Source organism: Geobacter metallireducens GS-15 (genome assembly GCF_000012925.1).
Taxonomy (GTDB): domain Bacteria; phylum Desulfobacterota; class Desulfuromonadia; order Geobacterales; family Geobacteraceae; genus Geobacter; species Geobacter metallireducens.
The window spans coordinates 3323208-3349499 of record NC_007517.1 but is presented as its reverse complement, the minus strand read 5'-3'; the positions used below and the strand labels follow the sequence as shown (position 1 = coordinate 3349499).

Annotated in this window: 21 protein-coding genes and 1 pseudogene; 19 read left to right on the top strand and 3 right to left on the bottom strand. The window is 62.4% G+C overall.

The annotated features are described in order from the left end of the window. Position 1: 1 nt before the first annotated feature. Together GMET_RS14850 and GMET_RS14845 are read left to right on the top strand one after the other, a co-directional pair. Entirely contained in the window at positions 2-508 is a 507-nt protein-coding gene (locus GMET_RS14850) for a glutaredoxin domain-containing protein (protein WP_004512894.1), read from the top strand. A gap of 18 nt (positions 509-526) precedes the next feature. Continuing rightward, the gene (locus GMET_RS14845) at positions 527-1363 is read left to right on the top strand and encodes a class I SAM-dependent methyltransferase (RefSeq protein WP_004512893.1); all 837 of its coding nucleotides are present in this window, start codon (positions 527-529) and stop codon (positions 1361-1363) included. A 24-nt stretch (positions 1364-1387) separates the two neighbouring features. Here GMET_RS14845 and GMET_RS14840 read toward each other — a convergent pair whose 3' ends face one another. After that, positions 1388-2092: a YkgJ family cysteine cluster protein gene (locus GMET_RS14840; protein ID WP_004512892.1), complete on the bottom strand. Its 705-nt coding sequence runs from the start codon at positions 2090-2092 to the stop codon at positions 1388-1390. 266 nt (positions 2093-2358) lie between these two features. On the opposite strand from GMET_RS14840, the gene GMET_RS14835 reads away from it, so the two are divergent. The 12 genes and pseudogenes from GMET_RS14835 (at position 2359) to GMET_RS14785 (ending at position 13682) form a co-directional block, all read left to right on the top strand. Next, entirely contained in the window at positions 2359-4701 is a 2343-nt protein-coding gene (locus GMET_RS14835; protein WP_004512891.1) for a GAF domain-containing sensor histidine kinase, read from the top strand. Positions 4702-4876: 175 nt separating this feature from the next. Next, the gene (locus GMET_RS14830) at positions 4877-5482 is read left to right on the top strand and encodes an SAM-dependent methyltransferase (RefSeq protein WP_004512890.1); all 606 of its coding nucleotides are present in this window, start codon (positions 4877-4879) and stop codon (positions 5480-5482) included. A 160-nt stretch (positions 5483-5642) separates the two neighbouring features. Next, positions 5643-6182, top strand: coding sequence for a hypothetical protein (locus tag GMET_RS14825; protein WP_238378942.1), 540 nt, complete (start codon positions 5643-5645; stop codon positions 6180-6182). 93 nt (positions 6183-6275) lie between these two features. Continuing rightward, complete coding sequence (gene hemG, locus GMET_RS14820) at positions 6276-6803, top strand: menaquinone-dependent protoporphyrinogen IX dehydrogenase (RefSeq protein WP_004512888.1); 528 nt, start codon at positions 6276-6278, stop codon at positions 6801-6803. A gap of 18 nt (positions 6804-6821) precedes the next feature. Next, entirely contained in the window at positions 6822-7379 is a 558-nt protein-coding gene (locus tag GMET_RS14815; protein ID WP_004512887.1) for a cysteine hydrolase family protein, read from the top strand. Between the two features lie 59 nt (positions 7380-7438). After that, on the top strand, positions 7439-8125 hold the full coding sequence (locus tag GMET_RS14810; protein ID WP_004512886.1) for a DUF2461 domain-containing protein: 687 nt from the start codon (positions 7439-7441) through the stop codon (positions 8123-8125). 70 nt (positions 8126-8195) lie between these two features. After that, positions 8196-8345: pseudogene (locus GMET_RS19200) on the top strand (GyrI-like domain-containing protein); the annotation flags it as partial. A 67-nt stretch (positions 8346-8412) separates the two neighbouring features. Further along, on the top strand, positions 8413-9285 hold the full coding sequence (locus GMET_RS14805; protein ID WP_004512885.1) for an EamA family transporter: 873 nt from the start codon (positions 8413-8415) through the stop codon (positions 9283-9285). A 92-nt stretch (positions 9286-9377) separates the two neighbouring features. Beyond that, positions 9378-11306, top strand: coding sequence for a carbon starvation CstA family protein (locus GMET_RS14800; protein ID WP_004512884.1), 1929 nt, complete (start codon positions 9378-9380; stop codon positions 11304-11306). Continuing rightward, positions 11303-11788, top strand: a complete 486-nt coding sequence (locus GMET_RS14795; protein WP_004512883.1) for a dihydrofolate reductase — start codon at positions 11303-11305, stop codon at positions 11786-11788. Before GMET_RS14800 ends, GMET_RS14795 begins: the two co-directional genes overlap by 4 nt. Then, positions 11785-12921, top strand: coding sequence for an HAD-IA family hydrolase (locus GMET_RS14790; RefSeq protein WP_004512882.1), 1137 nt, complete (start codon positions 11785-11787; stop codon positions 12919-12921). Before GMET_RS14795 ends, GMET_RS14790 begins: the two co-directional genes overlap by 4 nt. Positions 12922-13238: 317 nt before the next feature. After that, entirely contained in the window at positions 13239-13682 is a 444-nt protein-coding gene (locus tag GMET_RS14785; RefSeq protein ID WP_004512881.1) for a tetratricopeptide repeat protein, read from the top strand. A 59-nt stretch (positions 13683-13741) separates the two neighbouring features. On the opposite strand, the gene GMET_RS14780 is transcribed toward GMET_RS14785, so the two are convergent. Continuing rightward, on the bottom strand, positions 13742-15004 hold the full coding sequence (locus GMET_RS14780; protein WP_004512880.1) for a porin: 1263 nt from the start codon (positions 15002-15004) through the stop codon (positions 13742-13744). 303 nt (positions 15005-15307) lie between these two features. Between GMET_RS14780 and recO the strand changes: the two genes are divergently transcribed. From recO to GMET_RS14755, 5 genes are all read left to right on the top strand, one after another. After that, positions 15308-16042 (top strand): DNA repair protein RecO, encoded by a 735-nt coding sequence (gene recO / locus GMET_RS14775; RefSeq protein WP_004512879.1) that lies wholly within the window; start codon positions 15308-15310, stop codon positions 16040-16042. Positions 16043-16177: 135 nt separating this feature from the next. Continuing rightward, positions 16178-17053, top strand: coding sequence for a glycine--tRNA ligase subunit alpha (gene glyQ / locus GMET_RS14770; protein ID WP_004512878.1), 876 nt, complete (start codon positions 16178-16180; stop codon positions 17051-17053). A gap of 1 nt (position 17054) precedes the next feature. Next, on the top strand, positions 17055-19115 hold the full coding sequence (glyS, locus tag GMET_RS14765) for a glycine--tRNA ligase subunit beta (RefSeq protein ID WP_004512877.1): 2061 nt from the start codon (positions 17055-17057) through the stop codon (positions 19113-19115). A gap of 140 nt (positions 19116-19255) precedes the next feature. Beyond that, a complete protein-coding gene (gene ppdK / locus GMET_RS14760) occupies positions 19256-21922 on the top strand; it encodes a pyruvate, phosphate dikinase (protein WP_004512876.1) in 2667 nt (888 codons plus the stop codon). 192 nt (positions 21923-22114) lie between these two features. Beyond that, on the top strand, positions 22115-24205 hold the full coding sequence (locus GMET_RS14755) for a methyl-accepting chemotaxis protein (RefSeq protein ID WP_004512875.1): 2091 nt from the start codon (positions 22115-22117) through the stop codon (positions 24203-24205). A gap of 9 nt (positions 24206-24214) precedes the next feature. Here GMET_RS14755 and GMET_RS14750 read toward each other — a convergent pair whose 3' ends face one another. After that, positions 24215-25909 (bottom strand): methyl-accepting chemotaxis protein, encoded by a 1695-nt coding sequence (locus GMET_RS14750; RefSeq protein ID WP_004512874.1) that lies wholly within the window; start codon positions 25907-25909, stop codon positions 24215-24217. Positions 25910-26292 lie beyond the last annotated feature (383 nt).

Sequence of the window (26292 nt, the reverse complement as noted above, 5' to 3'; positions counted from 1 at the left end):
AATGCCAACACGCACACTCCTTTCCATCCTCATCCTGCACCTTTCCTGTTCCCTCGCCGGCGCCGAGATGTACCAGTGGGTGGACGGGAAGGGGACCGTGGTCATCACGGACACGCCTCCTCCCCCATCCAAGAAGCGCAAGAAGGTGAAGGTCTACAACGATGGCGACTTCGCTCCGGCTCCTCCCCCGCAGCCGACGCCCGCCAAGCGTAGCGCCAAGGGCGCTGCCGCAGCGGAAGCGCAACCCGCTTCCCCCAAAAAAGAACACTTCACCGGCACGGTGGAGATGTACGTGACTTCATGGTGCGGCTACTGCCGGCGGGCGGAGAGCTACCTGAAGAGCAAGGGGATTCCCTACGTGGCCTACGACATCGAAAAGGACAGCGCCGCCCGGCAGCGGCACCGGGAGCTTGGAGGGAACGGCGTGCCGCTGATCATCATCGGGTCGAACAAGATGTCAGGCTTCTCTCCGGAGACCCTGGAGTATTATCTGAATAATGGCAGGTAGGATTAGAGGAGCGCGACCGTGAGCGATGTGACAGACGCACAAGCGATTGCAGACCATTGGGGGAGAGGCGACGTGTTCGGCCTGATCGTGGCGGCTCTGAACCAGATGGCGAAGCCCCTGGATGGCCTGACGGTTGAAGAGCTGGCGCCGGTGGACCATTTCCACTCCCGGGGCTTTCCCGCAACCGTGGAGTTCGCCGACCGGCTCCCGATCAATGCCGGCGAGCAGATCCTGGATATCGGCTGCGGGCTGGGGGGCCCTGCCCGGTATATGGCGAAACGGTTCCAGTGCCGGGTGAGCGGCATCGACATCACCGGGCCCTTCGTGGAGGCGGCTAACAGGCTGACGGCGCTTCTCCACATGGAACAACAGGTGGAAATTGCCCAGGGCAACGGCCAGCGCCTGCCGTATCCGGATTCCTGCTTTGACGGCGCCTATACTCAGGACGTCACCATGAACGTGGCCGAACGCGCGGGATTTTTCGCGGAGGCGTACCGCGTGCTGAAGCCCGGCGCCTTCTTCGCGCTCTCGGAGCATGGGTTGGGACCGCAGGGGAAGCCCCATTACCCCGTCCCCTGGTCCGATGACGGCACCGGCGCCTATCTGACCGCACCGGCCGAAACCCGGGCGATTCTTGAAAGGACGGGGTTCGAAGCCATCACCGTCGAGGATACCGGAGCCAAGTGCGTGGCCGGTTACGGGAAGGTGATCGAACGGGCCGAAAAGGGCGCTCTGCCCCCCTTGGGGTTGCACCTGTTCATGGGCGAGTCCATGGTGGAGAAGATGCGCAATGCCGCGCGCAACATCGAAGAAGGCCGCACCCACCCCATACAGCTGATCTGCCGCAAGCCGTGATGAAGTAGACTGGTCCGGCAGGGGTCAGGGAAGGAATGACACGAGGAAGGGATGGCCGTATCCCGCCCGCTCCACCAGCTCCTGCACCGCATCCCGTCCCTTGGCGGCCGCCTCGCTCAGCCGGTGCTCGCGCTCCAGGAAGACCAGGGCCGGGAGGTTCCCGTAGAGGCTGAAGCCGAAGGTCTCGATCATGCGGCCGGCGCTGCGCTCCTCGAACTCCTGCCCCAGATCCTGAGTGGCCTTCACGTAGTGCATGGGAAAGGCCACCACCGTCTGGTCGAGGCTCTCCATGAAGGCCCGTTTTTCTTCCCGGGAAAGGATCGAGAAGTCGGCGCCGCACCAGTGGCTCTCCCTGGTGGCGAGGAGGGAGCGGCAGGAGAAGGGGCGCCGGCCATAGACGCCGCAGGCCCCGTCGTTGTCGAGGAAGGGGCAGTCGCCCAGCGCCCGACGTGCCCGGAGAAACGACGGGAAATCGGAGGAGGAAAAGGCAGCCGCCCGGATCGCTGCCGCGTGCTCTGCCAGGGCCGCGGCATGGCGGTCGGCAAGCACCGTGGAGACGGCCAGAGCCTCGGTAAAGGTGCAGTTTACCGCCAGGCTGCAACAGGCATGGCATCCCTTCCCGCAGAGAATGGTCCCCTGCTTCAGGGCGTAGCCGGCAACCCACTCCCTGACCGCAACGTCGAACAGCGCCTGCTGGTCCCTGACTTCAGCCATAAGTTGCTGCCACATGAATCGCTCCTTCTGTATGCTGCGGTTGGTGGCCGTTGCCGGCTCCGGCGACAGTAATGGATTGGCTTTTCCGTGTCAATGGTGTGACGGGACGGACACTCCGGCCCTCTCCCGTCCCTTGACTCTCAAGGCTGGCAATTTATTATAGTTTGATGGGAACGGTCGTCGCGCCCTTGTTCGTCAAGCTGCACCATCCGCCGTTGCGAGCCAGTATCCGGCTCAGGAAGAACCGGTTCTCCTCGAAACGGGCGCAGAGGCTTCAGTCCATGACTATAAAGACGAAAACCAGTGAGGAGTTGCTGGCGGAAAACAAGGACCTCCGCGCTCGCCTTGTTGAGGCGGAAAAGCGTGCCCGCGAGGCCGAATCGCAGGCCCGGATGGCGGAAGAGCTGACCCGGCGATTGGCCGAGGAGGAGGTGGAGCGGAAAAGCGCCGTGCTGGCGCGGAAGGAAAGCGAAACGCGGTTCCTGGCGGCCCAGGAGCTTTCACTGGACGGCTTTACGTTGATGGAAGCTGTCCGGGACGATGGTGGACATGTGGTGGATTTCCGCTGGACATACGTGAACCCGCCGGCAAGCCGGATGTTGCGGCAACCACAGGCAGAGCTGGTGGGCCGGCGGCTGCTGGAGGTCCTGCCCGGAAACCAGGAGAACAGCGACCTCTTCGAGCGCTACGTTCAGGTTGTCGAGACGGGCGAACCCCATGATTACGAGCTTCACTACCAGTCCGAGGGGGTTGACGGCTGGTTCCGCAACATGACCATCAAGCTCGGCGACGGCATTGCCGTCTGTTTCTCCGACATTACCCAGCGCAGAAAAACCGAAAAGGAACTGCGCGCGAGCGAGGAACGTTCGGAACTGTTGTCGCGGACCATCAGCGCCCTGCTGACCGCCGCGGATCCCCAGGACGTGGTCGAGCAATTATGCAATGAGGTTCGGGAATTCCTGCAGTGCGCGGTTTTTTTCAACTATCTCTTCGATCCCCACACCGGGAGGCTCAAATTCAACGCCTGCGGCGGGGTAGACAGGCGGCTGGCGCGGCTTGTGGAAGATCTGGAGCTTTCCGGATCCCTCTGCGGCACGGCTGCCCAGGGCCGCTGCCGGGTTCATGCGGAGAACCTCGGGTCCAGCGCCGATCCGCGCAGTTCCCTGGTCCGGAGCCTCGGCATTCGCGCCTATGCCTGCCATCCGCTGCTGGGCCCGGCCAACGAAGCCATCGGGACCCTCTCCTTCGGGGCGACCGACAGGGATTCGTTCAGCAGTGACGATCTGGAGCTGATGAAGACGGTCGCCGACCATGTGGCCGTCGCCATGCTTCGGCGCAAGGCGGAGAAGGAATTGCAGGCGGACTTGGCCGCCCTTACGCGCATGCACGAGTTAAGTGGCAAGCTGCTGGAAACGGCGGGTCTCCAGCAGCTCCTCCAGGAGGCGATGGACGCGGCATTAAGCATCGTCGGCGCGGCCAAGGGGACGCTGCAATTGCTCGAAGCCGATACGTTGCACATTGTTGCGCACCACGGCCACGAGCCGCCGTTCCTGGATTTTTTTACGGCCGCCGAAAACGTCGCCTCCACGTGTGGCAAGGCGATGCAGTGCGGCGAACGGGTGGTGGTCCACGACGTGGAGGAAAGCCCGTTGTTCGCCGGCACGCCGTCGTTGTCGGTGCTGCGCGCCGCCGGGGTGCGCGCGATGCAATCCACGCCGCTCTTCACCCGCTCCGGCCGGGTGCTCGGCGTCCTTACCACGCATTGGGACTCGCCGCACGTGCCCGATGAGCACGACCTGTGGCGGATGGACCTGCTGGCCAGACAGGTCACCGACCTCATCGAACGGACGCAGGCCGAAGAGGAGCTTAGAAAGCTGAACGAGATTCTGGAACAGCGGGTCGCCGAACGGACGGCGCAGTTGCGGGAAAAGGACCGGATGCTGCTGGTTCAGGGGCGCCAGGCAGCCATGGGTGAGATGATCGGCAATATCGCCCACCAGTGGCGGCAACCCCTGAACACCCTGGGGCTCACCATCCAGCAGTTGCCCCTGTTCTACGATCTTGGCGAGTTCAACAGGGAATTCCTGGAGCAGGCGGTCAACCGGTCGATGGAGCTTATCCAGTACATGTCCAAGACCATCGATGATTTCAGAAACTATTTCAAGCCGGACAAGGCCCGGATCGATTTCAGCGGGCGCGAGACAATCGCCCGGTCCCTGTCGCTCATCGGGGACAATCTACGGCACCAGCAGATCGATGTTGAGCTGAAGGTGCTGGATGATGTAGTTATAACCGGCTATGAGAACGAATTCGCCCAGGCGCTGCTCAACATCCTGGTCAATGCCAGGGATGCCCTGACGGAGAGGGGCGTGCAGCACCCGAAGATCACCATCGCCATCGGCGCCGAAGGCCGGAAGGCGGTCGTGACCATTGCCGACAATGCCGGCGGCATCCCGGAAGAGATCATAGACAAGATTTTTAATCCCTACTTCACCACCAAGGGACCCCATCAGGGGTCAGGGGTGGGGTTGTTCATGGCGAAGACGATCATCGAGAACAACATGGGGGGGAAGCTGACGGTGTGCAACACGGCCGACGGCGCAGAGTTCAGGATCGAGGTGTGACGGTGACTGCTGAAACGCCGGGGAGGCCGGTTTCAATGCTGCTGGTGGAGGATGAAGAAGAGACGCGGACTTGACCGCTGCACCCGCCCGGACCTACCGTTCCCGAAGCCTGGCGGCTAGCGTTGTCTGTTATTTTAAAGGCACTATATCACCGTGAAATCGAGAAGGAGCAGCCATGTCTGACCGGAAAACCATGTGGGATGAACGATACGATACGACGGATTTTGTCTACGGGCGGGAGCCCAACGCCTTCCTCGCCGAAGTGGTCCAGCAGATTCCGCCGGGGGATGTCCTCTGCCTCGCCGAGGGAGAAGGACGGAACGCCGTCTTTCTGGCAAAGCAGGGGCATCGGGTACTGGCGGTGGATTCCTCCGCCGTGGGGCTGGTCAAGGCGGCGCGGCTGGCCGAGGAGAGCGGGGTGCGGATCGAGACCGAGACCGCCGATCTGGCTGAATTCGCCATCGAACCGGTGTGCTGGGACGCCATCGTCTCCATCTTCTGCCATGTCCCGCCGCAGGTGCGCCGGGCACTCCACCGCAAAGTGGTCGAGGGGCTTCGCCCCGGCGGGCTCTTCATTCTGGAGGCGTACACGCCGGCGCAGCTGAAGCTTCGGACCGGTGGCCCGCCGACGGAGGAGGTGATGATGACCCTTGCCGGCCTGCGGGAGGAGCTGGCCGGTCTGGAATTCCTCCAGGCCCGGGAGATCGAGCGGGAGGTGGTGGAGGGACGGTTCCACACCGGGCGGGGCGCCGTGGTGCAGGTGGTGGCGCGCAAGCCGTGAAGAGGAGAGCCTTGGTACGACGAAAAACATTTATCGCCCAATCAGGAGGAACCATATGTCTCACAGAGCAGCAACCAAACGTATAATCTCAGCCTTAGGCCTCCTGCTGATTGCTTCTGCATCGGCGGATGCCTTCGTGTTTGATGTGTGGAAATCCGGCATGAAACCTGACCGAGTCATTGAGGCGGGGAAAAAGAAGGATGTCTCTGTCAAGTTGGCGGGTGGCGGGTTGTTTTCAAAAAAGGAGCCCGAGGATCTGGCCGTCAAGGTTGAATACCAGTGCGACACCAAGCTCATGGGGTATGATGCGAGGATACTGTTTTCCTTCGCGCCCTTGAGCCGCGTGCTCCACACGTTGCGGGTGACGGTGGTGCTCCCCATGTCTTCGGAAAAGGCGGATATGGATGTTCTGGCTGATACCATTGCCCGGCAACTCGATACCAAATACAGGGACCAGGGTGAGCCGGCAGCGGAAAGCATGATCGGGGGACTGGTCGACAAGGTGCGCGATGTGAAGCGCCGCACTTGGAAGGGGGGCGGCGACACGGTAACCATGGAATCGCACTGGAAAATGATGGGCGGAGAGGTGGTCGTCCTGTACGTTGACGACAAGCTTGCGGAAAAGGCGGCGGTTGAAGACCGGCGAGTCCGCGAGAAAAAACTGGAGCGTTCTTCGGGCGGTGACCGGAGTAAATTCTAGCCATAACAGCCAGGGACACGGTCCTGGCCGGGCGCGCAGCGACAGGCCTTCACGCTGTCACGACCATACCCCGAGAGGAAACTTCTTCAGATCATGGCAAACATTCTCATCATCTATGCCACCACGGACGGGCAAACCAGAAGGATATCCAGGAGATTGCAAGAGGTCATCGAACGTCAGTCACACCACGTCACCGTTGTTCCCATTGAGGATGCACCGAGCCTTGACCTGACGGCCTTCGACAAGATCGTCATCGGGGCCAGCATCCGCTACGGTAAGCACAGCCCGCTGATTACCGACTTCATCGAGAAGAACAAGTCATTTCTGGAGAGCAGACCGAACGCGTTTTTTTCGGTAAACGTCGTGGCGCGAAAACCCGAGAAGAGCAAGCCCGAGCACAACCCCTACCTGCAGAAATTCCTCAATCGAATAGAGTGGAAACCGAGAAAGCTGGCAGTCTTCGCCGGAAAAATCGATTATCCGAGCTACCGGTTTTTCGACCGCCTGATGATTCGGCTGATCATGCGGATGACCAAGGGGCCGACCGACCCCAAAGCCGTTGTGGAATTCACCGACTGGGGCCAGGTCGAGGCCTTCGGGAGAGTGATAAGCGATATGTAGGGGAAAGGACAGAGGACCATGAAAAAGGCATTGCTGGTCATCGACGTACAGAACGAATACTTCACCGGCGCGCTGCCGGTGACCCATCCGGCGGGGAGCTTCGCCAACATCCTCGCTGCCATGGATGCCGCCACGGCCAACGGGATTCCGGTGGTCGTCGTCCGCCATTCGTCCAACCGCCCCGGTGCGGCGAGTTTCCAGCCGGGAACGCCGGCCTGGGACCTTCACCCTGAGGTGGCCCAACGCCCCCACGACCTGCTGCTGGAAAAGCAGTTGCCGGGGAGCTTTACGGGCACGGGCCTGGAGGCCTGGCTCCGCGAGCGGGAGATCGGCACCGTGGTCATCAGCGGCTACATGACCCAGATGTGCTGCGACACCACGTCCCGCCAGGCGTTTCACCGAGGCTTCAGCGTGGAGTTCCTCTCCGATGCCACGGGAACGCTGGCGTTTGCAAACAACGCCGGCTCCGTCACCGCCGAAGAGCTTCACCGGACGGTGCTGGTGACACAACAGCTCATGTTCGCCACGGTGATGACCACGGCTGCGTGGGTCGGTTCGCTGGCTAAGAAGGGCTGAGGGCCGGGACAGGGGGGACTGTCCGGATGGGAAGGCATCGACTCGTAAAGGAAAAGGCTATGGACGATAGACCCCGCGGCACGTTCACCGGTTTCTCGCCGCAAACAGTAACGTTCTTAAGCAGTCTGGCCGGGAACAACACCAAAGCATGGTTCGAGACGCACCGAGGGGATTACGAAGAACGCCTGCTGGAGCCGATGAAGGCCCTGGTTGCGGAGCTTTCCGATTTCATGCTCTCCATTGACCAGGATTTTGTGACGGTTCCGGGCAGAGCGATTTCCCGCATCCACCGCGACACGCGCTTTTCCCGCGACAAATCCCCTTACAAGACAACCCTGTGGATCACCTTCAAGCGTCAGATTACGGAGTGGCGGGATGCGCCGTGTTATTTTTTCGAGCTGACCGCCTGTTCCTACCGTTTCGGCATGGGATTTTACAGCGCCTCGAAAGGGACCATGGACCGGTTGCGGGAAACGATCGAGCGTAAGCCTGCGCAGTTTCGGGAGACCGTGGCGTTCCTCGGGGGGCAGAAACGGTTTGTGCTTGAGGGGGAGGTGTATCGAAGACCCTTGCGGCACGATCTGCCCGAGGATCTGCAGGAGTGGCACCGGCGAAAAAACCTTTACCTCGTCTGCAACCGGCAGCCGGACAATGCCCTCTTCTCGCGGAAGCTGGTGGACGACCTGCGCACTGGCTTTGGAATGCTGGCCCCGTTCTACGATTATCTCTTAAAGGCGAGGGTCTAGTATGGATTCCGATCGAATCGCACAGCGCTACGAGCGGAATCCCCCGGTGTAGTAATCGGCTGCGGAGCGGTTGTTCGCCATTGCGGACACCTACTGCGTGATCTTCTCCCGCTGGCTCCCGAGCAGCGGCGAGAAGTTGCGGGATGCCCCCTGCTTCGAGGTCTATCTCAACCGGGACTCGCGTCGCACCAAACCGGAAAATCTCGGAACCGAGATATGGGTGCCGCTCCGGCGAATGGCTAAAATTTTTACTATCACTAAAATTTTAGTTTGGCTATACTTCCCTGGTGAGCACTCTCGCCTTTACCCTCATCGTCATCTCCGCCGTGATGCACGCCCTCTGGAACCTGCTGGTGAAGCGGAGCAGGCACAAGACCGTCTTCATCTGGTGGATGTTTGTCGCCTCCAGTTCCCTCTTCACCCTCACGATACCGTTCCTGCCGGAGCGGTTCCGGTGGCCCGACCCTGCTACCCTCCTCCTCGTGACGGCAGGGGCGGTCTGCTTTGTCCTCTACCACCTCTTGAACGGCCGCGCGTACCGGGGGGGGGACTTGTCGGTGGTCTACCCCCTCTCCCAGACTTCCATGGTCTACGTCCCCATCTGGGGAATGAGCATCCTGGGAGAGCGGCTGACGATGCCGGGGATCGCCGGCATCCTCCTGGTGATCCTGGGGGCCTTCTCGGTGCAGATGGAGCGCCTCTCCCTGGCGGAATTCCTGCGGCCCTTCCGCAATCTCGGTTCCCCGACGGTTCGAAACGCCCTTGCGGCGGGATTCATCTACTCCCTCGGCTCCATCGCCGAGAAAGTGGGGGTGCGGGACTACACCCCCCTCTACTTCACCTATTTCCTGGTTCTCATCATGCTGGGGCTCATGTCGGTCAACCTCCTCCGCCCCTGCTACCGCCCCCTTATCGTCGCCGAATTCCGGGAGCACTGGCCGCTCATCCTCGTGAGCGGCCCGGTGATGATGGCGTCGTTTCTCACGTTCCGCTATGGGCTTAACCTCTCCCCCATGAGCTATGCCGTGCCGGTGCGGCAGGTGAGCATCCTCATGGGGGTGCTCATCGGCATTCTCTTCCTCGGCGAGTCATGCGGCCGCATACGTCTCGGCGCGGCCCTGGTGATCCTCGCCGGTGCGATCATGATTCGGCTGGGATAGTCCAACTTCCCGAGCCGCTTGATTTTTTGTGTGGCTTCCGGCACTGTTAGATGTGTCTCACAGAGGCGCTCGGCAGGAAAGGAGGCGAATAGATGCTCGGAAAGCTCGTCTGGCTGGTGATTTCGGCGGTTGCGGCCGGTTCCCTTGCTGTAGTGGCCGGCGTCGTGAACCCGGGGGAGAAGGTGAACGCCCTCTGGCTCGTGACGGCCGCCGCCTGTTTCTACCTAGTTGCCTACCGGTTCTATGGCGCCTTTCTGGCGGCGAAGGTCCTCTCCCTGGATCCCCGCCTGAAGACCCCGGCCCGGCGCCTGGCTGACGGCATGGATTACCACCCCACCAACCGCTGGGTCCTCTTCGGTCACCACTTTGCGGCCATCGCTGGCGCCGGTCCCCTCATCGGTCCCATGCTGGCGGCCCAGTTCGGCTATCTCCCCGGCTTCCTCTGGCTTCTGGTGGGGGCCGTCATGGTGGGGGCGGTGCACGACATGGTGATCCTGGCGGCGTCGGTGCGGCGCAACGGCCGCTCCCTGGCTAGGATCGCCAAGGATGAGATCGGGCCGGTGGGGGGGCTGGCGGCCTCTCTCGCCATCCTCTTCATCCTGATCGTGGCCTTGGCTGGGCTGGGGCTCGCGGTGGTGAACTCCCTGGCCAAGAGCCCCTGGGGGACCTTTACCATTTTCCTTACCATCCCCATCGCCCTCTTCATGGGGCTCTACCTCTACAAGATCCGCCCCGGCCGGGTGGGGGAGGTGAGCGCCATCGGCTTTGTGCTTTTGCTGGCGGCGGTCTTCAGCGGCCACTTCATCCCCGGCTCTCCCCTGGAGCCCATCTTCAGTCTCGGGAAGGGGGGGCTGACCCTGGCCATGGCCGCCTACGGCCTCATCGCCTCCATCCTTCCGGTCTGGATGCTCCTCTGCCCCCGGGACTACCTCTCTACCTACATGAAGATCGGCACGGTGATCCTCCTGGCCTTCGGGGTCGTCTTCATGGCCCCCACCATCCAGATGCCGGCAATGACCCGGTTCGTGGCCGGCGGTGGGCCGGTGATCCCCGGCAAGCTCTTCCCCTTTATGTTCATCACCATCGCCTGCGGGGCGGTCTCCGGGTTCCATTCCCTCATCTCCTCGGGGACCACGCCGAAGATGATCATGAGCGAGCGGGAGATCCCCATGATCGGGTATGGCGCCATGCTGGCCGAGGGATTCGTGTCGGTCATGGCCCTGGTGGCGGCCACGATCCTCATCCCGGGGGACTACTTCGCCATCAATACGAAGCTCTCCTTCGACGCCATCGCGGCCCTGGGCTTCCCGGTGGAACGGGTGCGTGAGCTGTCGGCCATGGTGGGGACCGACGTGGCCGGCCGCCCCGGCGGCGCCGTCTCCCTTGCCGTGGGTATGGCCTCCATCCTGTCGTCCCTCCCCGGCATGAAGGGGCTCATGCCCTACTGGTACAACTTCGCCCTCATGTTCGAGGCCCTCTTCATCCTCACCACCGTCGACACCGGCACCCGGGTGGCGCGGTTTCTCCTCCAGGAGCTGGGGAGCCGGGCTTTCCCCCGCCTGGGCCAGCAGAACTGGCTCCCCGGCATCATCATCACCAGCTTTCTCGTGGTGGCCGCCTGGTCGTACCTGATCTGGTCCGGCAACGTCTCCACCATCTGGCCCATGTTCGGGGTATCGAATCAGCTCCTGGCGGCCATCGCCCTGGGGATCGGCACCACGATCCTCATCAAGAGCGGCAAGGCGCGCTATGCCTGGACCACGGTCCTCCCCATGGTGTTCATGTACGCCACCACCTTCACCGCCGCGTGGAAGCTGACCGGCAGCTTCCTCGGCAAGGCCGCCGCAGCTGCCACGGCTGCCGAGGCCTTCACCTTGAGGATGAACGCCGGCCTGGTGGTGTTGATGGCCATCCTGGCGGTGGTGACTCTGCTCGACATGCTCCTCAAGTGGCGCGGCTACCTCTCCGAGCGGAGACCCATCACCACGAGCGAGGTGCTGGAGTTCGAGGAGCCGGCATGATCGTCACCATCATTGCGGCCATGGCCGGGAACCGGGTCATCGGGAAGGAGGGCGCCATGCCGTGGCACCTCCCCGACGATCTCGCCCGCTTCAAGGCCATCACCATGGGGCATCCGGTCGTCATGGGGCGAAAGACCTTCGAATCCATCGGTCGTCCCCTGCCGGGGCGGCTGAATATCGTCCTCACCCGGCAGGCGGGGTATGCCCCCTCAGGGGTGACCGTTGCCCGGACCCTTGCCGAGGCCTTGATCCTTGCGGGGACCGCCGGAGAAGTCTTCATCTGCGGCGGCGGTGAGGTCTACCGGGAGGCGTTGCCGCTGGCCGACCGCATCCACCTCACCGTTATTCACCGTGCTTACGGAGGGGACACCACCTTTCCCGAGCTTCCCGCCGATTTCGAGGAAACGTGCCGGGAGCATGGGGAGGGGAAGCCGCCTCACTCCTTCATCACCTTCGAGCGGCGGAGGGGGTCGACGCCATGACCGAACGCCGCTTTTCCGTCTTTCTCGTACCTGCATCCGATGACCGCCGCTGGGCCCAGGGGGTGATCGCCGAGCTTGCCGCCCGCTACGACACACCTCCCTTCGAGCCCCACGTGACGGTCTACGGCGGTTCCTGCGTCGATGATGGGGAGCTGGAGCCGGTACGCCAGGTTCTTGCCGAGGCCGCGGCAGAGGGAGGGCCCATTACCCTGCGGGTGTCAGGGCTTGGCGTGACCGAGGAATATTTCAAGACCCTCTTTGTTTCCTTCGAAGAGGAACCCCGCCTGCGCCGGCTCCACGAGGGGGTGAAAGGGGCGGTGGCCCGGGATTCGGGGTACGTGCTCATGCCGCACCTCTCGCTCCTCTACGCCGACATGCCCCTGGCGGAAAAGGAGATGGCGGCCCGCACCGTCGCCCTGGACCGGGAGGAGATCCGTTTCGACGAGGTGAAGATCGTGACCCCGGACTCGATCACCGGCTGGAGCGATGTCAGACGGTGGCAGACCCTCTTCCGGGTGCGGCTCGGGGAGCCGGTAATCCGGGCGGTCCTCTTCGACTACGGCGGGGTGCTGGCCGAAGAGGGGTTCCGGGAAGGGCTCTTCGAGATCGCCCGCCGCCAGGGGCTCGACCCCATCGCGGTGCATGGTGCCGGCATGGAGGCAGTCTACGGGAGCGGCTATGTCCTCGGGAAGGGGAGCGAGACCGCGTTCTGGCGCCGGATGCGGGAACAGGCCGGCCTGCGGGGGAGCGCCCGGGAGTTGTCGGCCCTCATCCTCGACCGCTTCGTCCTCCGCCCCGGGATGCTGGAGCTCGTCCGGGCCCTGCGGGCGAAGGGGTACATCACCGCCATCGTCAGCGACCAGACCGATTGGCTCGAATGGCTCGACCGGCGCGACGGCTTTTTCCGGGAGTTCGACCGGGTCTTCAACAGCTACCGGCTCGGCAAGGGGAAGCGGGATCCGTCCCTCTTCGACGACGTGGCCCGGGAGCTCGGCATCGAACCTCGGCAGGCCCTCTTCGTGGACGACATGCTCGCCAACGTGGTGCGGGCCGAAAGCCGGGGGGTGCGGGGGATCGTGTTCGAGGACGAAGCGCGGTTCCGGCGGGAACTCAGGCGGTACGTGGAGGTATGACATGCGTGCGATGATCTTCGACGGGCCGGAGAGTGCCCCTTCACCTCACTGAAGTGCCGGTACCCGACCGGGGGACGGGGGGGCTGGTGGTGGGGCCGTGGTTTGTATCTGTAGGACTTTTTTGTTGCCAAATAGCTGAGCAGTTGTCGCAATTTGTTAATGCTTAGTAGTGATAATGGATTTATTTTTTAGCTAGTTGTAATGATTTTGAGGCGTTTGGCGGGTTGGGAGATATCGTTATATCGCTGGCTTGAATCTTGAATTAGGCAGGTTGAATCAAGTTCTGTCAGGGTTGCAACGGAACCGCGAGGCGCATCATGGAAACGTCACGTGTTGAAGAATGGTTTGAGCGGGGGGTAGAGGCCCTGGGGCATGACCAGGTCTATCTGGCGCGGAGCTGTTTCGAGCACGTTGCTCGGGTGAATCAGCATCCCGCCGCCAGTTCGTACCTTGCCCTTTGTCAGGCGAAAACCCGCGGGAAGTTCAGCGACGCCATTGCGCTGGCCCGGGAGTCCATTGCCCGTGAGCCCCACAATCCGCTCCTCTATCAGAACCTTGGCCGCATCTATCAGTTGGCCGGCATGAGGATGGATGCGGTGGAGGTCCTGCGCGAGGGGGTACGGCGCGGGGCCGGGGAGGAGGCCGTTGCCGAACTGAACCGGATCGGCACCCGGAAGCAGCCGCCCTTCCGACGGCTCCATCGCAATCATCCCCTCAACAAGTATGTGGGGAAGCTCCTGGCGCGGCTCAGGCTGCGGTAGACGGGGAGAATAAGCAAAGGGCGTCCGGATGGCCGGGCGCCCTTTGCTTTTTAGGTCTGCTAGAAGACAAAACCGAGGGTTACCTGGAATTTGTCGTTGTCCAGCGGTTTCTCGCCCCCGCTGCGGTGATCGTCGTAAATCTGGTAGTCGGCCTTGATGGCGACGGTGGGAACGGGCTTGAAGGAGAAACCGAAATTGGTGTAATTCCGGTCGTATTTGCCGCTTGCCTTGGTGGGGTCGGCGATGCTCCCCTGCTGGGTGTCGAATTCCGAGTAACGGGCAAAGGCGACCAGGTCGGCCTCGGCGAGTTTTCCGGTTTTCAGGGCGGCGGGCATCAGGTGGTAGGCCCCCTCGACCCAGTAGCCCGACATCCGGTGGCCGATGTCGCTTGCCAGGAGCCCCGGTTTGTCCTGGATTACCTGGACGTATTCACCGGCGATCTCGAAGTCGCTGATGCGGTACTTGCCGTCAAAGGCCAGAATAGTGGTGTAGGCGTTGTCCGACCCCTTGGGCGCCGAGTTGGCCGTGTAGAAGGAGAAGTTGGTGTAGAGGTTGGTGACGGGGCGCAATTCGAGTCGGCCCGTAAGCGCCTTTCCCCGGTTGTTGTCTTTGTTCATGTCCTGGCGGCCATCGCGCAGGCCGTTTTTGGCGGAAAATTCCTTGCCGTCAAGACCGTTCATGACGAGGAGCTGGTAATCGGCCCGGTCCCCCAGGGAGCCGTGGATGCCGATTCCCATCTCCCTCCAGGTGGAGGGGATCAGGTACTTGTCCAGGTCGGGCCGTTCGGAGGAGTTGAAGTTGGTGGGCTCATGGTAGAGGTTGATGGCCCCCACCGGCACGAGCATGATCCCTGCCTTTACGTTGAGGGGGCGGAACAGTTTGAAGTCGAGAAACGCCTGCTCGACGACCACTTCCCCGGAGAGTTCGTCGCCTTTTACTTCATCGTTGACCCCGCTATGCTCCCACTCAAGCTCCGCGTTGAGGGTGATCCAGTCGGCCAGATCAGAGTTGACGTAGAGGACGAAGCGGTGCGGGTCGAAGGTATTCCCCCCCTTGCCGTTGCCGTTGTCGCTCTTCATGATGTAGTCGAGCTCGCCGTAGCCGCCGATCCGTGTCCGGTCCCAGACAGTTTTCAGGTACCCCTCACCCTGAGGGGCGGGCGCTGCCGCCGGTTTTTGGGCCTTTTCCGCCTGGAGCGCCTTGATCTGGCCGCTCAGATCATCGAGCTGGTGTTGCAGTTCGTCCACCGTGGCCGCGCTTGCCAGGGTGGCGGCAGCGAGCAGGAACGATGCGGTTGTGGGAATGATGAAGCGTTTCTTCATGGTGCGATTCCTCCTGTGATGGTGTGCATGGTGAAAAGCTCCGCCGTTCGGCGAAGGACTTCCACCAGATGAAATGCAAGAAATTGAAATTCATATTCATGCAGGTGACGCACTGCCCCCTGTACGGGTACGGCTGATGGATTTGCAAAAAAAGCCCGACTCGACGCAGGTTATGCTTAAAAATGAAAGTCTTTTTCAAGTATCATGGTCCGACCGGCCCGGTCAAGAGGGGAGAGTATTATTTCCGTCCAATGTTGTGGCTGCCGTTGACGGAGGGCGCAATCCGGTGCTACCTTGTGCGCCATGGAATCGACCCGCACCGAAGCCATCGTTCTCGCCGCCATGGACTACCGGGAGAGCGACCGCATCGTCACCCTCTTCACGCTTCAGTACGGAAAGGTGCGGGGGGTGGCAAAGGGGGCCAAGCGGAGCGCCCGCCGCTTCGGCCCGGCCCTGGAGCCCTTCGCCCGCATCGGCGTGGAGCTGGTGGTGCGGGAAGGGCTCTCCTCGCTCCGGGGGGCCGATATCGTCACCCTCTATCCCGGCATCCGGCGTGACCTCCGCGCCATCGGCCTCGCCGGCTACGCCGTGGAGCTCGTGGACCGCTACCTTCCCGACGGGGCGCCGAGCCCCCGGCTCTTCCGGCTTCTGTCCTCCTATCTGGAGCGGCTCGACCAGGGGGAACCGCTGCCGTCGGACCGCCGCTTCTTCGAGGCCAACTTCCTCAATATCCTCGGCTACCGGATATCTCTGGACCATTGCGCCTCCTGCGGCGTGGAGCTTCCGGCAACTGCCGAGCGGCGCACCGGAGCATCGGGGATGATCCTCTGTGCCAATTGCGGTCGGTACGGCGCATCGGTCGGGCCGGAAGCCGCGGCGCTCCTGGGCCGATGCATCGCCACGGGGCGGTTCGGGGCTGTGCTCTTCTCCCCTCAGTCCCTGCGGGAGGCCGGTACCCTCCTGGACGGCGCCATTGCCGCCCACCTCACCCGTCCCCTCAACTCTCTCGCCTTTCTGAAACAGATTGAACCCGATTAATCCTTGACACGACCCGCCGGACAATGTAATCTTTCCGACTCTAATTGCCCGTAACTTGGACTGTTTTTAAGTTTCATCAAACACTGTTTATAACGGGTAAAGAACTCTCATTTTTCTGCCGACGGAGGAGCCGTTTTGACCTTTCAAGACCTGATTCTCTCCCTCCAGGGGTACTGGGCCAAACAGGGGTGCGTGATACAGCAGCCCTATGACACCGAAAAGGGTGCCGGTACCTTCAACCCTGCCACTTTCCTCCGCGTCCTGGGCCCTGAGCCCTGGAACGTTGCCTATGTGGAGCCCTCACGCCGTCCCACCGACGGCCGCTACGGCGAGAACCCCAACCGGCTCCAGCACTACTACCAGTTCCAGGTCATCATGAAGCCGTCCCCCCTGAACATCCTGGACCTCTACCTGGATTCACTGCGGGCCTTCGGCATTGATCCCCAGAAGCACGATATCCGCTTCGTTGAGGATGACTGGGAGTCCCCGACCCTGGGGGCCTGGGGCCTTGGCTGGGAAGTCTGGCTCGACGGCATGGAGATCACCCAGTTCACCTACTTCCAGCAGGCCGGCGGCATCGACCTGAAGCCGGTCTCCTCGGAGATTACCTACGGTTGCGAGCGGATCGCCATGTATCTGCAGGGAGTGGACAATGTTTACGACCTGGAGTGGATCAAGGGAGTCAGCTACGGCGACATCCACCACCGGAGCGAGGTGGAGTTCTCCACCTACAACTTCGAGGAAGCGGACGTGGCGATGCTCCTCCAGCTCTTCACCATGTACGAGAAGGAGTGCGTCCGGCTGGTGGAACGGGGACTCGTGCTTCCGGCCTACGATTTTGTCATGAAGTGCTCCCATACCTTCAACCTCCTGGACGCCCGGGGCGCCATCTCGGTCACCGAGCGGGCCTCTTACATCGGCCGGGTGCGAAACGTGGCGCGCCTCTGTGCCGAAGGGTATCTGAAACTGCGCGAAAGCCTCGGCTTCCCGCTCCTGAAAGGAGGCCGCTAGCATGAAAGAGTTGTTCCTTGAGATAGGCACCGAAGAGATCCCGGCGGGCTTCATCCCGAAGGCCATGGCCGATATGGAGGCCCTGCTGGCGAAGGAGCTTGAGAATGCCCGCATCTCCTTCGACGACATCCGGACCCTCGGCACCCCCCGTCGCCTGGCCCTGACGGTGAAGGGTCTTCCGACGGTCCAGCCCGATGCGGAGATCACTGCCATGGGGCCGGCCAGGAACGTAGCCTTCGACGCCGAAGGAAAACCCACCAGGGCTGCCGAAGGGTTTGCCCGGGGGCAGGGGGTGGACGTGGCGTCCCTCACCCTCGTCGCCACTGAAAAGGGTGAGTACGTGGCCGCCGTCCGCAAGGAGAGCGGTCGCCCCGTGCCGGAGCTCCTGGCCGAGATCCTGCCGCGGCTTGTTGCGAATATCCCTTTCCGCAAGTCCATGCGCTGGGGTGCTCTCGACGTCCGCTTCGCCCGCCCCATCCACTGGATCGTGGCCCTCTTTGACGGCGTCGTGGTTCCCTTCACCTTCGGGAACATCGAAAGCGGCACCATTTCCCGGGGGCACCGCTTCATGGCCAACCAGCCCTTCCCGGTGCGGGACTTTGCCCACTATCTGGAGGAGTGCGAGCGCCACTTCGTCATTCCCGACCCGGAACGGAGACAGGAGATCATCCGGCGGGAGATCCACCGGGTTGCCAAGGCCGCCGGCGGGCATCTTCTCCCCGACGAGGGGCTTCTGGAGGAGGTCTCCTTCCTCTGCGAGTACCCGAGCGCGGTTCACGGCACCTTTTCCGCCGAGTTCCTGAAGGTTCCCCGGGAGGTTCTCATCACCTCCATGCGGAGCCACCAGCGTTACTTCTCCATTGTCGACGACGCCGGTAAGCTCATGCCCGGTTTCATCACCATCAACAACACCCTCACCGAGGATCCCACCGTGGTGGTCAAGGGGAACGAGCGGGTGCTCAGGGCCCGGCTCTCCGATGCCCGTTTCTTCTTCGAGGAGGACCAGAAGGTCAAGCTGGAGACCCGGGTGGAGTCCCTGAAGAACGTGGTCTACCAGCAAAAGCTCGGCACCTCCTTTGAAAAGATGGAGCGGTTCCGTGCCTTGGCCGAGGGACTTGCCGACCTCCTGAACCCGGCGGTGAAAGTGAAGGTTTCCCAGGCCGCGTTCCTCTGCAAGGCGGATCTCGTCTCCGGCATGGTGGGTGAGTTCCCCGAGGTGCAGGGGATCATGGGGCGCGAGTACGCCCTCATCGAGGGGGAGGACGCCGAGGTGGCCGCGGCCATCGCCGAGCACTACCTCCCGACCCAGGCGGGGGGCGAGCTGCCGGCGTCGGACATTGGCGCCTTCGTCTCCATGGCCGACAAGCTGGACACCATCTGCGGCTGCTTCGGCGTGGGGCTCATCCCCACCGGTTCCGCCGACCCCTACGCCCTGCGCCGCTCGGCCCTGGGGATCATCAATATCATTCTCGACAAGGGGTACCGCCTCTCCCTGGAGGAGCAGGTGGACAAGGCCCTTGGCCTTCTGGCCGCCAAGCTCACCCGGCCGGCCGTTGACGTGAAGGCCGACGTTCTGGAGTTCTTCCGGGGCCGGTTCGTGAACCTGATGGCCGACCGCCATGCCTCCGACGCGGTGGATGCCGCCGTGGCCGCCGGCTGCGCCGATCTCGTGGATGCCGCCGCCCGGATCGCGGCCCTTTCGGAGTTCAGGTCGCACCCCGACTTCGAGCCTCTGGCCGTGGCCTTCAAGCGGGTCGGCAACATCGTGAAGGAAGGGGTGGACGCCCCTGTGGATACGGCTCTCTTCCAGGACGCCGCCGAGGGGCTCCTCAACGATGCCGTCCAGGGGGTTGCCGTATCGGTGCGCGAAAAGATCGCAACCGGAGCCTATCTGGAAGCCCTCACGGAGATCGCCGCCCTGCGGGGACCCGTCGACACCTTCTTCGACAAGGTCATGGTCATGGCCGAGGACGAACGGGTCCGGACCAACCGTCTGGCGCTCCTGACCGGGATCGCCCGGATGCTCGGCGCCATCGCCGACTTCGCCAAGATAGCCGCCTAGCCCACGCTAGGCGGCTTTTTTTATGTTTTAGTCCGGCTGAATCTCTGTTGAGTTACGCTTAATCACATTTAATGCAGCTGAAGGGTTTTGACTTTCAGTAAACGGCGGTGTCACCGTCACAACCACAGAGGAGGAGTGCAATGGCTGAAAAGTATGTCTATTTCTTCGGGAACGGCAAGGCAGAGGGCAAAGCCGACATGAAGAACCTGCTGGGGGGCAAGGGGGCCAACCTGGCGGAGATGACCGCGATCGGACTGCCGGTTCCCCCCGGCTTCACCATCACCACCGAGGTCTGCACCTACTACTACGCCAACAATAAGAGCTATCCGTCGGTCCTGGCCGCCCAGGTGGCCGAGAACCTGAAAAGTGTAGAGGCCATCATGGGGCGTACCTTCGGTGACCCGAAGAATCCCCTTCTGGTTTCGGTCCGTTCAGGCGCCCGGGCCTCCATGCCGGGGATGATGGATACGATCCTCAACCTGGGACTAAACGACGAGACAGTGCAGGGGATCATCGTCCAGAGCGGTGACGAGCGCTTTGCCTACGACGCCTACCGCCGTTTCGTCCAGATGTACTCCGACGTGGTCATGGGGATGGACAAGGAGGCTCTGGAGCACCTGCTGGAGGAGAAGAAGGCGGCGAAGGGGGTTCACCTGGACACCGACCTCACCGCCGCCGACTGGAAGGAGCTGGTGGGGGCCTTCAAGGCCAAGATCAGGGAGACCCTCGGCACCGCGTTCCCGGAGAATCCCCAGGAGCAGCTCTGGGGGGCCGTGGGCGCCGTGTTCGGCTCGTGGATGAACCAGCGGGCCATCACCTACCGCCGCCTCAACGGCATCCCCGCCGACTGGGGGACCGCCGTCAACGTCCAGTCCATGGTCTACGGCAACATGGGGAACGACTGCGCCACCGGCGTCGCCTTCACCCGGGACCCATCCACCGGCGAGAACTACTTCTACGGCGAGTACCTGGTGAACGCCCAGGGCGAGGACGTGGTTGCCGGCATTCGGACCCCCCAGCCCATCAACCGCGCCAACAGCAAGGACGCGACTCTCCCCTCCATGGAAGAGGTGCTTCCCGAGTGCTACCAGCAGCTGGTCCAGATCCGCGGCATCCTGGAGAAGCATTACAGGGACATGCAGGACATCGAGTTCACCATCGAGAAGGGGAAGCTCTTCATGCTCCAGACCCGCAACGGTAAGCGGACCGCCAAGGCGGCCATCAAGGTTGCCGTGGACATGGTGAAGGAGGGGCTCATCGACGAGAAGACCGCCGTGCTGCGGGTCTCTCCCTCCCAGCTGGATCAGCTCCTCCACCCCTCCCTCGATCCCAAGGCTCCCAGGACGATTATCGCCAAGGGGCTTCCCGCATCGCCGGGGGCGGCATCGGGCGAGGTGGTCTTCACCGCCGACGAGGCCGAGGCCGCCGGTCGCCTGGGGCTCAAGGTCATCCTCGTTCGGATCGAGACCTCTCCGGAAGATATCCACGGCATGCATGCGGCCCAGGGGATCCTCACCGCCCGGGGGGGCATGACCTCCCACGCGGCGGTCGTTGCCCGCGGCATGGGCAAGTGCTGCGTTGCCGGCTGCGGCGACATCAAGGTGGACTACGCCGCCGGCCAGTTCGTGACCGCCAAGGGGCAGGTGGTGAAAAGGGGCGACACGATCACCCTTGACGGTTCCACCGGAGAGGTGATGCTCGGCGAGGTCCCCACCGTGGCGCCACAGCTCACCGGCGACTTCGGCGTTCTCATGGGATGGGTCGACACCTACCGCAAGCTCAAGGTGCGGACCAACGCCGACACTCCCAACGATTCCCGCGTGGCCCGCGAGTTCGGGGCCGAGGGGATCGGCCTCTGCCGCACCGAGCACATGTTCTTCGAGGCGGACCGGATCGCGGCCGTCCGTGAGATGATCCTCTCCGAGGACGTGGAAGGGCGCACGAAGGCCCTGGCCAAGATCCTCCCCATGCAGAAGGGGGACTTCCTCGGTATCTTCCGGGAGATGAAGGACCTGCCGGTCACCATTCGCCTCCTGGACCCGCCGCTCCATGAGTTCCTCCCCCAGGAGGAGAAGGACGTGGATGCCCTGGCCAAGACCATGGGGGTGACGGCCCAGACCCTCAAGAACAAGGTGGACTACCTCCACGAGTTCAACCCGATGCTGGGGCACCGGGGGTGCCGTCTGGGGCTCACCTTCCCGGAGATCTACGACATGCAGGTCCAGGCCATCATGGAGGCCGCCTGCGAGCTGACCAAGAACGAAGGGTTCACTATCGTCCCCGAGATCATGATCCCGCTGGTGGGGGTGGTGAGCGAGCTGGCGCGGCTTCGTGAAAACACCGTCCGGGTATGCGAGGAGGTCATCGCTCGTTACGGCGTGAAGATCGACTACCTCATCGGCACCATGATCGAGCTTCCCCGGGCCGCCCTGACCGCCGACGAGATTGCCCGTGAGGCAGACTTTTTCTCCTTCGGCACCAACGACCTGACCCAGACTACCTTCGGCCTTTCCCGTGACGATGCCGGCAAGTTCCTGCCGTTCTATGTGGAATCGGGGCTGTTGGAAGAGGATCCCTTCGTCTCCCTGGACCAGAACGGCGTCGGTATTCTCGTGAAGATGGCCGTGGAGAAGGGGCGCACCACCCGCGCCGGCATCAAGCTCGGCATCTGCGGCGAGCATGGCGGCGACCCGTCGTCGGTCATTTTCTGCCACAAGATCGGCCTTGATTATGTCTCCTGCTCCCCCTTCCGGGTGCCCATCGCCCGCCTCGCCGCTGCCCATGCTGCTCTGGGTGAAGGGAACTGAACCTCCGTTAGTCTTCCGTTTGCAAAGAAAGCCCCGGTCACGCCGGGGCTTTCTTTGTTGAGCCTGCCCGTAACACTTCGTAATCCTGTCTAAACTAATTAATAATCAAACACGTTTCTGAAATCGATTAAAGGATTGCCTCTCGGTACCGATAAGATACTAGCGGTCATGTTATCGGAGAGAGGTGTCATAATGCGTAACAGGCTCGAGTTCAAGGTGCTGGGGATTATTGGAGCAACCCTTTGCGTGGGATTCGCCATCCTTGGTGTAACCGCCATCTGGCTTGAATACACCGCCCTGATGAAACTTCAGGCTGCCAATACCCGCGGCCTCTCAACCCTCATCTCCCAGGAAATCGCTGAAAACATGATGTCGGGCGACATGGCGGTGATAAACCGATATATCGCACGGGTGAAAGGGAAGGGGCAGGTGCTCGACCTCAAGGTGTTCGGTCCCGCCGCAAAGCCGTGGGGGGACAAGGGCGCGGCTGCTGACCCGGTGGTTGCGGAAGCCATTGCGGCAGGCCGTGCCCGGGAACTGCGCCATACCCTGGATGACGGGAAGCATGTCCTGAGCTTTGCCGTCCCCCTGGTGAACGAGGAGCGCTGCACCACCTGCCACGAGAAGGGAGCCCGGTACACCGGTGCGATTCTTCTCACCACCTCGCTTCAGGATGGGTATGTCAGCGCGCGGAACCTTACCATAGCCCTGGCTGCAACCGGCTTTGTCTTTTTCCTGATCATGCTTGGTACCTTGTACCTCTTCTTCCGTCAGACCATCGTGCGGAACATCCGTGAGCTGTCCGACAGGATCCAGGTCATCGCCCACGGCGAGGGGGATCTGACCTCACAGATGCCAGTCCGGACCGGCGACGAGCTCGGAGAGCTTGCCGAGGGGGTCAACATGCTGATCGCCAAGCTGCGGGAGATTGTGACATCCCTCTACAGCCAGGCGGGGCACATCGCCATATCGGCCTGCCGCACCGTCAAGGGGACCGAAGGGCTCGTCGCCTCTACGGCGGAACAGAAGGACCTTTCCACCTCGGTGGCCGTGGCGTCGGAGGAGATGTCGGCTACCCTGAACGATGTGGCAGCCACCACCCAGCGGGCGGCGCAGCTCTCCATTAACGTGGATCAGGCTGCAAAAGTGGGGATGGAGACCGTGGAGGAGACCTCCCTGAGCATCGACCAGATCCGGACCAGCGTCCTCGGCACCCTGGGAGCCATGGGGAAGCTGGAGACTTCGTCGGGGCAGATCGGCGAGATCGTGGGAATTATCGAGGATATCGCCGACCAGACCAATCTCCTGGCCCTCAACGCGGCCATCGAGGCTGCCCGGGCCGGCGATGCGGGGCGGGGCTTTGCGGTGGTGGCCAACGAAGTGAAGACCCTGTCAAATCGCACCGCCACGTCCACAAGACAGATCGCCGCCATTGTCCGGAGCATCCAGGAAGAGATCGGGACGGTGGTGACATCCATTGGCGAGGGGAAAACGAGGGTTGAGGAAGGGGTCGAGAAGGCGGGGCATGCCCGCCAGCAACTGGAGGGGATCCTGCGGTTGGCGACCGATTCAACGGACATGATCAGCCAGATTGCCACGGCCACTGAGGAGCAGAGTGCCACGACCGTCGAGATCACGGAGAAGATCGGCCAGGTGTCGGCCACGGCAGGGGCGGTGAACGGCCAGATGGAGGAGACGGCCCGCATCTTCCGCGAGTTGTCGGAAACAGCCGAGAAAATCTACGGGACCGTGGGCCGGTTCAGCGTGGGGTGCTACCATGATGCCGTCAAGGGGTATGCCGCGGAGCTGCGGGACCGGGCGACGGCGGTCATAGAGAAGGCCCTGGAGGACCGGAAGATCACCATCGATGCCCTCTTCAGCACCGATTACACGCCGATTCCGAACACCACTCCCCAGAAGTACCGTACCCCCTTCGACCGGTTCTTTGACGAACTCGTCTCGCCGGTTCAGGAGGAGATCCTGGGCCGGGACAGTGGGGTGTACTATGCCATCTGTGTCGATCGCGAGGGGTACTGCCCCTCCCACAACCTGCGCTATTCCCGCCCCCTGACCGGCGACGTCGCCGTGGACAAGGACCACAACCGCACCAAGCGGATCTTCAACGACCGGACCGGCATCCGTTGCGCCACCCATACCCAGAGCTTTCTGCTCCAGACCTATCTGCGGGACACGGGGGAGGTCATGAACGACCTGTCAACGCCCATAACAGTCGGCGGGAAACACTGGGGAGCGGTCAGGATCGGCTACCGGGCCGACGACTGATAGCAAGCCCTAAACCCGGAACCCGGTCATTGCCTCGTTCAGTTCGTCGATCTGGCGGGTGAGGCCGTTGACGGCATTTTCCATGACCCGGGTGGTCTCCACATTCCCCTCGGATGTCCGCGCCATGTTGTCCACCGCCTGGACAATCTTTTCGGTGCTCTGGGTCTGGACCTGGCAGGCCTGGCGGATCGTGGCGATCATCCCGGTGATCCCCTCGCTGGACCTGACGATGAGGGTGCTCGCGTTGCGCTGCTCCTGGCTGGACTGCCGCACCTGAGACGTGACGCTCTTCATACGGGCTACGGCATCCATGATGAGCCCTGTGCCGTAGGTCTGCTCTTCGGTGGCCCGGGCGATCTGCTCCACCATTCCCGCCACCCGCTCCACGGCGTTCCGCATGTGCTCGCTGCTCTGGGCCTGCTCCACGGTGGTGCGGGCGATGTCATTCACCTGCCCCGCAGCCATTTTGACGCCGTCGACGATCTTGTCGAGAGCCTCGCCCGAACGGTACGAAAGTTTCTCCCCTTCAGTGATCCGCAGTTCCGCATGCTTGTTGGCCGCAACCGCGCGCTCGCTCTCTTCCCGCAGCCCCATGATAATGGTGCCGATCTCTCCGGTAGAGCTGGTGGTCCGCTTGGCAAGTTCCTTGATCTCGTTGGCAACCACCGCGAATCCCTTGCCGTGCTCCCCTGCCTGGGCCGCGATGATGGAGGCGTTGAGGGCCAGAAGCTTGGTCTGCTCCGCGATGTCGTTGATGACCGAAATGATCGTGCCGATGTGGCCCGCCCGCTGTGACAGGGTTTCGATGGTTTCACCCACGGAGCGTGAGGAACGACGGATCTCGTCGATGCCGGAGATGGTGCTCTCCACAGCCTCGCGCCCCTGCTCGGCATCCCTCAGCACTTCCTCGGAGATTGCCGCGGTCTCCACGGCGCTCTTCTCGATCTGCTTGATGGAGGTGTCAAGCTCGGCAACCAGCGACGCCGTACGCATGGCATCGTTCATGAGGGTGGCGGCGTTGGAGCCTATCTCCTTCTCGGCAGTCGCCATCTGGATGATGGAAGAGCTCACCTCTTCAACGGCATTGGCCAGGGATTCCACGTGGTCGGCCACTTCCTCGATGCTTGCCGACATCTGGAGGATGGAAGAGGAGTTCTCCATGGCGGTGCGGGAAAGCTGCCCCACGGACAGGGCCACGTCAGTGACCGACCGGTCGATGGCATGGATGCCGTCTGTGGTCCCCTGGACCGCCTCGGCCTGTATCTCCGCGGTGGCAACGCCCCGGTCGGCCGCATCCCGTACCGTTGCAGCAATGGTACGCAGTTCTGTCACCGATGACTTCACCTTGGTGACTGTCGCGGCCAGGTGCTGGAGCATGGCGTTGAAGTTGGTAGTCAGCAGTCCCAGTTCGTCCTCGGTATCATCCCGTACAGATATTGTCAGATCGCCCTCGGCGCCACGATCCATGGCACCGGCCAATTTGCCGACACGGACGACCATTTTTCTGGCAGTGAACATCCAGAGGACAAAGAGAAAAAGAAGCGCATTGATGAGGGAGATGCCCAGGGTTAGCCGGGCGTATCCCTGGGTCGCGGGGGTGCCGCCGGCATTATAGGCGCAGATGATGCCCACCAGGGCAATGACGAAGCCCGCAAGGAGCGAGGAGCGGATCAGTTTTGAGCCGAGGCGCAGGTTTTTGGTCATCGGGGTCTCCTTCTGCGATGGCGTACCCAGGATTTATCGGGGATGAATCAGTCCAGAGATTGATGCACGAAATCAGATCATCTCCTAAAATATGCAAAGGGCGTACCCGAGCATGTGTTCGATTCGCTAGGATAACCGCTTCCCGGCAGCACAGCGGAATCCGGGATCGCGTGAGAATGGCCGCGCCGATTTTACCATCCGGGGGAGAGAGGCGACAAGGTCTGAAATCGAAATGGTGGCTCCAAAAAATCAGAAAGGGGATGGATTCCATCCCCTTCCGCTCATCCGCAACATCCTGCCGGTTCCTTATCCGAGAACGGCATCTTCTTTCCGCACTTCTGGCACCGCCAGAAGAGGGTCCCTCAGCCGGGAAGAAGGAACAT

Excerpts from the sequence above, each read along its gene's own strand:
- GMET_RS14790 (WP_004512882.1), top strand. The coding sequence starts at position 11,785 with ATGACCGAACGCCGCTTTTCCGTCTTTCTCGTACCTGCATCCGATGAC.
- recO (WP_004512879.1), top strand. The coding sequence starts at position 15,308 with ATGGAATCGACCCGCACCGAAGCCATCGTTCTCGCCGCCATGGACTAC.
- GMET_RS14785 (WP_004512881.1), top strand. The coding sequence starts at position 13,239 with ATGGAAACGTCACGTGTTGAAGAATGGTTTGAGCGGGGGGTAGAGGCC.
- GMET_RS14850 (WP_004512894.1), top strand. The coding sequence starts at position 2 with ATGCCAACACGCACACTCCTTTCCATCCTCATCCTGCACCTTTCCTGT.
- ppdK (WP_004512876.1), top strand. The coding sequence starts at position 19,256 with ATGGCTGAAAAGTATGTCTATTTCTTCGGGAACGGCAAGGCAGAGGGC.
- GMET_RS14780 (WP_004512880.1), bottom strand. The coding sequence starts at position 15,004 with ATGAAGAAACGCTTCATCATTCCCACAACCGCATCGTTCCTGCTCGCT.
- GMET_RS14750 (WP_004512874.1), bottom strand. The coding sequence starts at position 25,909 with ATGACCAAAAACCTGCGCCTCGGCTCAAAACTGATCCGCTCCTCGCTC.
- GMET_RS14810 (WP_004512886.1), top strand. The coding sequence starts at position 7,439 with ATGGACGATAGACCCCGCGGCACGTTCACCGGTTTCTCGCCGCAAACA.
- GMET_RS14825 (WP_238378942.1), top strand. The coding sequence starts at position 5,643 with ATGAAACCTGACCGAGTCATTGAGGCGGGGAAAAAGAAGGATGTCTCT.
- glyS (WP_004512877.1), top strand. The coding sequence starts at position 17,055 with ATGAAAGAGTTGTTCCTTGAGATAGGCACCGAAGAGATCCCGGCGGGC.
- hemG (WP_004512888.1), top strand. The coding sequence starts at position 6,276 with ATGGCAAACATTCTCATCATCTATGCCACCACGGACGGGCAAACCAGA.
- GMET_RS14830 (WP_004512890.1), top strand. The coding sequence starts at position 4,877 with ATGTCTGACCGGAAAACCATGTGGGATGAACGATACGATACGACGGAT.
- GMET_RS14835 (WP_004512891.1), top strand. The coding sequence starts at position 2,359 with ATGACTATAAAGACGAAAACCAGTGAGGAGTTGCTGGCGGAAAACAAG.
- GMET_RS14840 (WP_004512892.1), bottom strand. The coding sequence starts at position 2,092 with ATGTGGCAGCAACTTATGGCTGAAGTCAGGGACCAGCAGGCGCTGTTC.
- GMET_RS14815 (WP_004512887.1), top strand. The coding sequence starts at position 6,822 with ATGAAAAAGGCATTGCTGGTCATCGACGTACAGAACGAATACTTCACC.
- GMET_RS14800 (WP_004512884.1), top strand. The coding sequence starts at position 9,378 with ATGCTCGGAAAGCTCGTCTGGCTGGTGATTTCGGCGGTTGCGGCCGGT.
- GMET_RS14795 (WP_004512883.1), top strand. The coding sequence starts at position 11,303 with ATGATCGTCACCATCATTGCGGCCATGGCCGGGAACCGGGTCATCGGG.
- GMET_RS14755 (WP_004512875.1), top strand. The coding sequence starts at position 22,115 with ATGCGTAACAGGCTCGAGTTCAAGGTGCTGGGGATTATTGGAGCAACC.